General features: G+C 47.7%; 5 protein-coding genes. All 5 read right to left on the bottom strand.

The features are described from left to right. Nucleotides 1-843: hypothetical protein (locus tag KDK19_RS00895; protein WP_257254042.1), on the bottom strand; the 843-nt coding region annotated here is incomplete at its 3' end. A gap of 115 nt (nt 844-958) precedes the next feature. Next, nucleotides 959-3,091 carry a hypothetical protein gene (locus KDK19_RS00890; RefSeq protein ID WP_257291145.1) on the bottom strand — a complete coding sequence of 711 codons (2,133 nt, stop codon included), beginning with the start codon at nt 3,089-3,091 and terminating at the stop codon, nt 959-961. 223 nt (nt 3,092-3,314) lie between these two features. Next, entirely contained in the window at nt 3,315-4,805 is a 1,491-nt protein-coding gene (locus KDK19_RS00885; RefSeq protein ID WP_257254040.1) for a hypothetical protein, read from the bottom strand. A 212-nt stretch (nt 4,806-5,017) separates the two neighbouring features. After that, nucleotides 5,018-6,955, bottom strand: a complete 1,938-nt coding sequence (locus KDK19_RS00880) for a hypothetical protein (RefSeq protein ID WP_257254039.1) — start codon at nt 6,953-6,955, stop codon at nt 5,018-5,020. A gap of 144 nt (nt 6,956-7,099) precedes the next feature. Next, nucleotides 7,100-8,181 (bottom strand): hypothetical protein (locus KDK19_RS00875; RefSeq protein ID WP_257291144.1); only part of this gene is annotated, 1,082 nt, incomplete at its 5' end.

Raw genomic sequence — 8,181 nt, 5'->3', positions numbered from 1 at the left:
GTCTTCAGAATCAAAACGACCTGTGCAACTAAAGCAATATCCATCGGCCAAATGAGGGCATGAACTTTGTCCGAAGTTCTGCTGCCATTCAGCGAGGTCACTGCTTTCGGATATTGTTCGAAACTGACAAATGCCATGACAGGGGTGGGTGAAACAATTTAAGCCCAAAGTATGTTGGTGTTGTTCAGGGTCAGCGTTACCGCCGCCGGAGTCTGAATCCGGGGGGGGAGTGAAAGGGTCTGTAAGCTGGGTGGTGGTTTCCTGAGCTTGCTGGCTGGATGGTTCTGATGGCTGGTGCGGCTGTTGGTTTTCTCCAGAGCCCAGCATTATAGTGACTGCCTTAGACGGTTGACTCTGGCGAGCCAGTGCAGCTGAAACCTCTTGTTGTTCAACCGGGTTAAGCAGCGGTGAACAGGTGTTCCAATAACTTTTTAAGAGCCAACCGACAGCGACAAACACTTCTATAGGTAGCCATGAACCAGAGGTGGACTTCAGAGGAGCGGTTCTGGTGGTCAGGATCAGTTCGTAACCAACCAGCAGATGAGTGGTGTAAAGCAACTGCCACGAAATTGATTCAATAAAGATCGTTTTTACCCCGTAACCGAAGGGGCTGAGTGGTTTGCCATCAGGCGTAAAATGTGATCCTGCATAACGGTTTGTGTCGACAATGCCTGAAAATGTGCGCTGGTCACGCTTTATAAAAAGGCACTGGCTTGATGAAAAGTCTGCTTTCTGATCAAGCTCGACAGTACCACGCCCTGTCCAGGGTCTGGCCTGACAGACGACAGACAACAACAGTAGTAGTAAGTAGAGTGGTGCCGCAGAGAATGAGTGTTTAATCATTCTATCCTTGCATTATGGTGTACAGAGAGGAAGGATAGATCAAGAAAATAAGCGTGTTTTACTATTAAAGACCTCCTGATAAAAAATTTTCGAAGTCATTTACCGGATCAGATCGTTACTGATTCACTGTACGTTTTTGAGGGCTCAGGTCATCGTCCTGGTCAAGATCAACAAGCTTGCGTTTTCGATGTGTTCTTTTGTGGGCCGAACCGTCCATCCCGGCCACTGCCTTGTCAGAGATTTGTTGCCCGTTGTGCACTCTTCTTTTGTGATCCCACAGGGCTCGGGCATTTTTCCATATCGTTCCACATGGCCGTTGATGGCCAGTCTCCCCGACCACTGGCTTGTTACAGATTTGCTGCCAGCTGTGGTCTCTTCTTTTGTGACATGACACGGCTAGAGCATTTGTCCAAATTGTTCCACATTGACGCTGATGGCCATTCTCCCCGACCACAGTCAGTTCACAGGTTTTTTGCCCAGTGTGGTACTGGCTTTTGTGAGTCGATAGAGATTGGATATTCTTGCAAATCTTCCCGCATGGCCTCAGCTGACCATCCTCCCCAGTGATTGTTTCAACACAGGTTTTTTGGCCTGAATGGTCATTTCTTTTGTGACTCCACAGGGCTCTGGCATTCTTACAAACCTTTCCGCATGGGCGTTGCTGGCTATCCTGCTCGACCACGGACACGTCACAGGTTTGTTGACTGCCGTGAGCACTTCTTTTGTGATCCGTCAGGGCTTGATTATTTATCGAAATTGTCCCGCATGGCCGCTGATGGCCATCCACTACCACGGTCTTATTACAGGCTCTTGGCCCGCTGTGGGTCATTCTTTTGTGATCCGAAAGGGCTTGAGCATTCTTGCAGACTATCCCACATGGACGTCGCTGTGCGTGCTCTCCCTCAACTATCACATCACAGGTTTTTTGGTTGCTGTGGACTCTGCTTTTGTGAGCTGACAGAAAGTAAGCAGTCATGCAGACCTCTCCGCATGGCTGTTGTTGACCATCTTCCCTGTCCACTATCACGTCACAGGTTTTTTTTTCAGTGTGATATTTGTTCTTGTGAGACGACAGAGCCTGAGCATTCTTGGAGACCACCCCGCATGACTGCGGCTGGCCATTATCCCCGACTACTACCTCGTTACAGGTTTGTTTCCCGGAGTGGTCTTTTCTTTTATGAGCTGAAAGAGTTTTAGAGCTCTCGCAGACTTTCCCGCATCGCTGTCGCTGACCATCCTCCCCGAGCACTGTCTCGTTACAGGTTTTTTGCCCGCTATGGACTTTTCTTTTGTGACCCGACAGGGCTTTGGAAATTGTGTAGACTTTCCCGAATTGTTTCGGCTGATCATTTATGTCGACTACTGTCTTATAAATAATATATTGTCTTTCTGAATCTGCTGCGGAGGGTAACTGGGTAAACGTAAAGGAAATTCCTTTTTTTTGTAGGTCGGATGACTTTGTTTTTAAAAGTACATTGTATTGGGCATGTGCATCGTGATCTGCTGATTGTCGGAATTGACAGACGCCTGCGCAGGTATCTACGAAACAATTTAAGCTCAAAGTATGTCGGTGTTGTCCAGGGTTTCTGTTACCGCCGCCAGAGTCAGAATACAGTGAGCCAGTGAATGAGTCTATATACCGGGTGTTGGCTTGAGGGCCTTGCTGATCGGATGATTCTAAAAGCTGGCCTTGCTGTTGGGCGTGCCCAGAGCCATGCATCATGGTGATGGTGGCAAACGGGTGATCAACCTGTGTCAGCATATATGATGCTTCGTGCTGTTCGATTTGTTGCTCAATCAGATTAAACAACGGTGAGTTTGGGTTCCAATAGTTTTTTAAAAGCCAGCCGACAGTGATCAACATCTCTAGTGGTAGCCATGGATATGGATTGGAGCTTAGAAGAGGAGTGTTGATGGTGTGGATCAGTTCGTGACCAAACAGCAGATAAGTGGAGTATAGCCATTGCCACGAAATCAATTCGATAAGGGGCGTTTTTACCCTGAAACCGGCGGCTCTGGGTGGTTTGTTATCAGGCGGCGAATCTGATCCTCTATAACCGTTTGTGTCCGCAATACCTGAATATGTATGCTGGTCACGCTTTATAGAAAAGCTCTGTTTTGCTGAAGAATCTGTCTTCTGTTGAAGCTCGACAATAAAACACCTTGTCAAAGTCTCGGCCTGACAGGAAACAGACAACAATAGTAGCAGCAACAACATCGGTGCTATAGAGAGTGAGTGTTTAATCATTATATCCTTACGTTCCGGTTTACCGCGTGAAAGGATAGATCAAGAAAATAACTGTGTTTTATGTGAGCGACCTTCCGTTAAAGAAACATTGAAGCAGACGTATCCGTTGGTGAGCCCCCGGACGGCGTGATCAAGAGCTATCCCGGGATAGATGGATGGCTTCGAGTATTTTTTAACGACTTTTGTCTTCAGATAGATCTCCTGATGAGAAGGCCTTATCAGATCAAGGACTGAGGTCGTTGTTCTGGTACAGTTCCTCATGTTTGCGTTTTCGGTGTCTTTTTTTGTGATCCGATATGGCATTAGCATTCTTGCAGAACTTTCCGCATGGTCGCGACTGGCCATCCTCCCCGACCACGGTCACTTTACAGGTTTGTTGCTCGCTGTGGACACTTCTTTTGTGTTTCGTCAGGGCTCGGGCATTTATCCAAATCGTCCCGCATGGCTGTTGCTGGCCATCTTCTCTGTCCACTATCACTTCACAGGTTTTTTGTCCGGTGTGGTAAGCACTTTTGTGCGTCGACAGAGCATGAGCATTCTTGCAGACCACTCGGCATGGCCGGGGCTGGCCACCCTCTCCAACCAGGGGTGCGTCACAGGTTTGTGGTCCGCTGTGTCCTTCTCTTCTGTGACTCGACAGGGTGATGGCATTCTCGAAGACCTTTCCACATGGCCGGGACTGGCCATCCTCCCCAACCACTGGCAGATCACAGGATTGTTGTCCGGTATGTTTTTTTCTTTTGTGATAGTAAAGGGCTTGAGTATTTTTACAGACTTTTTTGCACGTTCGCGGCTGGCCATCCTCCGCAGCCATTGGCAGGTCACAGGATTGTTGCCCGGTATGTTTATTTCTTCTGTGATCGTAAAGGGCTTGATTATTTTTGCAGACTTTTTCGCATGTTCGCGGCTGACCATCCTCCCCGACCACTGTTTCGTCACAGATTTTTTTCCCGCTGTGGATTGTTCTTTTGTGAGTCGACAGGACTTTGGAATTTTTGCAAACTTTTCCGCATGGCTTAGGCTTGCCATCTTTATCGAACAATGTCAAATAACAGACATGTTGTGTTTCCGGAGTCTCTGTCGTGGGTGACAGTCGGGTAAACGAAAAGGATATCCACTTTTCTTTAAGATAGGGTGACTCAGTTTCTAAAAGCGCATTGTTCTGATCATACACACAGTTATCAGGATCTACTGATTGTCGGAATTGACAAACGCCACGACAGGTATCTATGAAACAATTTAAATCCAAAGTATGTGGGTGTTGCCCAGGATTTCCGTTCCCGCCGCCGGAGTCAGAAAAGGAAGCAGTGAAAAAGCCTTTGGAGCAAGTGGTGGCATCCGGGCCTTTGTGACCGGATGATTCTGATGACTCGAGTTGTGGTTGTTCATGTCCAGAGCCAAGCATCATGGTGATGGCTGCAAAGGAATGATCCCCCTGTTTCAGTATACCGCTTAGTCTGAGTGGTTTGATATAAGGTGGCGAATCTGATTCTGTAAAGCCGTTTGTGTTGGCAATATCTGAAAATGTATGCTGATCATGCTGCGTTCTAAAAAAAAACCGGTGTGTTGGAGTATCTGCTTTCTGTTTAAGATCGAGAATAAAATGTCTGGTCAAAGGTTCAGCCTGACAGGCGACAGACAACAACATTTTCAGCAACACTAGCAGCAAAAATAGCAGCAACAGTGGTGCCTTAGAGAGTGAGTGTTTAATCATTCTATCCTTATATTCTGGTTTACTGGGAAGAAGAATAGATCAGGAAATTAGGTGTGCTTTTTGTTAAACAACCATTTAGGCGCAGCTGTATCCGTTGCTAAGCCAGGACAGCTCGATCAGGTGCCATTCGGGGAAAGATGGATGGCTTGGGGTATTCATTTAAACGACTTTTATCTCCTGATAGTTCTCCTCATGAAAGGACGAGAGGCAGATCAAGGACTGGGGACATTGTTCTGGTCCAGATCATTAAACTTGCGTTTTAGATGTGTTCTTCTGTGGTCTGTCAGGATTCTTTTACTCTTGCAGACCATTCCACATGGTCGTTGTTGACCATCCTCCCCGACCACTGTCACGTCACAGATCACCCGTCCGGTGTGATATTTGCATTTGTGAGATGACATAGAATGAGCATTCTTTAAGACCACCCCGCATGGACTAGGCTGGCTACCCTCCCTAACCATTATCATGTGACAGGTTTGTTGCCTGCTGTGCTCTTTTCTTTTGTGAATCAACAGAGTTTGAGCATTCATGCAGTTCTTTCCGCATGGCCGCTGCAGGCCATCCTCCCCAACCACGGTCACTTTACAGGTTTTTTGTCCGGAGTGATTTTTTCTTTTGTCATTCCACATGGTTTTTCTGGTATCAAGGATCTTTCCGCACGGCTTCGGCTGATCATCTTCTCCGGCCACGCTTGTTTTGCAGGTTTTTTGCCCGTTGTGATTTCTGCTTTTGTGAGACGACAAAGATTGAGCATTCTTGCAGACAGTCCCGCATGGCCGAGACAGACCATCCTTCCCGATCACTGTCGCCTGACAGGTTTGTTTCCCGCTGTGGTCTTTTCTTTTGTGATCCGACAGCGCTTTAGTACTCATGCAGACTTTACCGCATGGCCGCTGCTGGCTATCCACCCCGACCACTGTCAGGTGACAGGTTTGTTGTCCAGTGTGATATCTTCTTTTGTGATCCGTCAGGGATTGAGCATTCTTGCAGACTGTCCCGCATGGCCGAGACAGACCATCCTTCCCGATCACTGTCAGGTTACAGGTTTGTATCCCGCTGTGGTCTTTTCTTTTGTGATCCGACAGGGCTTTAGAACTCTTGCAGACTCTCCCGCATGTCTGCTGCTGAGCATCCTCACCGACCACTGCCAGAAGACAGGTTTGTAGCCCGCTGTGGTCTCTTCTCCTGTGATCCCGCAGGGATTGAGCGCTCTTGCAGATTCTCCCGCATGGCCACCGCCGACCATCCTCTCTGATCATTGTCGCGGGACAGGTTCGTTGTGTGTTTGAAGTCCCTGCTTGAGAATGGAAGTGGGGAAAAGTAAGGGAGATTGTTTTTTCTTGTAGGCCGGTTGACTCCGTTTCGAGGGATGCATTGTTTTGGTCATATGCATGGCGATCAGAATCTAAAGAGTGCCGGAATATACAAACGCCATTGCAACTATTTACGAAACAATTTAAACCCAGAGTATGTGGGTGTTGTTCAGAGTCTCCGTTACCGCCGCCCGAGCCAGAATGCCGGGGGCTGGTGAAAATGCCTGTAAGTTGGATGGTTGCCCCCGAGGCTTGCTGGTCAGATGATTCTGAAAGCTGGCCTTGTTGTTTCTGTCCAGAGCCAAGTCCCATAGTAATGATGGCAAATGGTTGACCCTTCTGTGTCAGCTTGGGTGCTGCCTCTTGTTGTTCAATTTGTTTTTCAACCGGGTTCAACGACGGTAAATCTTGGTTCCAGTAGCTTTTTAAAAGCCAACCAACAACGATAATCGCTTCTACAGGTGGTGACGGGTGAGGGATGGCTCTTTTAGGGGTATCTTTGATGCTAAGGATCAGTTTGTAATCAACCAGCAGATGAGTGACGTAAAGCAACTGCCATGAAATCGATTCAATAAGGGTTGTTTTTACCCCATAACCGTAGGATCTGCGTAGTTTGCCGTCGGGCAGTGAAGCTGATCCTGCATAGCTGTTTGTGTCGGCAATGCCTGAAAATGTTCGCAGGTCACACTGCCTTACAGAAAAACTCTGGTTTGCTGGAGAATCTGTCGTTTGTTGAAGCTCGACAATGAAGCGTCTTGTCAACGGTTCCGCTTGGCAGATGACAGACAAAAACAGTATCAGCAACAGCGTTGTCGCAAAGATTGAGTGTTTAATCATTCTACCCTTGCGTTTTAAGTTACAGATAGGAAGGATAGATCAAGAAGGTAAGCGAGTTTTTTCTCAAAGACCTTCTGTCAAATGACTTCTGTTAAAAGCTCAAAGTTGCAACGGATAAAACCTCATGAAAGGGCGGGTGTCAGATCATGGATTGGGGTCATCGTCCTTGTTTACATCAACAGGTTTACGTTTGCGATGTATTCTTTTGTGATCCGAGAAGGCTTTAGTATTCCTGCAGATCTTTCCGCATTGCCGCAGCTGGCCATCCTTCCCGATCAAAATGATGCTACAGGTTTGTTGCCCGGTGTGTTCTTTTCTTTTGTGACACAACAGAACTTCGATATTCTTGCAGACCGTGCCGCATGGTCGTTGCTGGCCATCCTGCCCGATCACTGCCAGGTCGCAAGTTTGTAGTCCACTGTGGTCTTTTCTTTTGTGATCTGCAAGTGCTTTAGTACTCTTGTAGATCTTTTTGCATGGCTGCGGTAAACCATTCTCTCCGTCCACGCTTACGTAACAGGTTTGTTTCCCGGTGTGATATTTGCTTTTGTGGGTCGACAGAGCACTAGCATTCCTGCATGACGTCCTGCATGGCTTCGGCTGACCATCCTCCCCGACCACTGTCTCGTCACAGGTTTGTTGCCCGCTATGGTCTTTTCTTTTGTGACCCGACAGGACATGAGGACTCTTGCAGACCTTTTTGCATGGCCGATGCTGGCCATCCTCCCCAACCACGGTCATATCACAGGTTATCTGCCACTTATGGAATCTGCTTTTGTGAGACGACAGAGATTGAGCATGCTTGAAGACCGCGCCGCATGGCCGCGGCTGGCCGTCCACGACTATGGTTATGTCACAGGATTTTTGCCCGGTGTGGTATTTGCTTTTGTGAGATGACAGCGATAGGGTATCCTTGTAGACTTTCCCGCATGACTGCAGCTGGCCATCCTTCCCCAATACTTTCACGTCACAAGTTTTTTGTTCGATGTTTTCTTTTATTTTCTGAGCTAACAGGGCTTGTACTGAGCTTGTTCGGAAAAGATGGGGTTGGTCCTGACCCGGTTGGAATACTTCAGTGTTTGTTTGCCGGGCTGCTGAATGGCTGAGCGTAAGGGAAAATCCGGCTTCTTCGAGAATACTACTTGGATCGAATGGCTCATTAATGAATCCAAAATCATTATTGATGGCAGGCAAATGCCCGAGCGTAAAGGCGACCCCGTCTGAGG

The organism is Endozoicomonas sp. ONNA1 (genome assembly GCF_024606325.1).
Classification (GTDB): domain Bacteria; phylum Pseudomonadota; class Gammaproteobacteria; order Pseudomonadales; family Endozoicomonadaceae; genus Endozoicomonas_A.
This window is presented reverse-complemented; position numbering and strand designations above follow the sequence as displayed.

Coding starts and splice junctions, on each gene's coding strand:
- KDK19_RS00890 (WP_257291145.1), bottom strand. CDS start 3,091: ATGATTAAACACTCACTCTCTATAGCACCGATGTTGTTGCTGCTACTA.
- KDK19_RS00885 (WP_257254040.1), bottom strand. CDS start 4,805: ATGATTAAACACTCACTCTCTAAGGCACCACTGTTGCTGCTATTTTTG.
- KDK19_RS00880 (WP_257254039.1), bottom strand. CDS start 6,955: ATGATTAAACACTCAATCTTTGCGACAACGCTGTTGCTGATACTGTTT.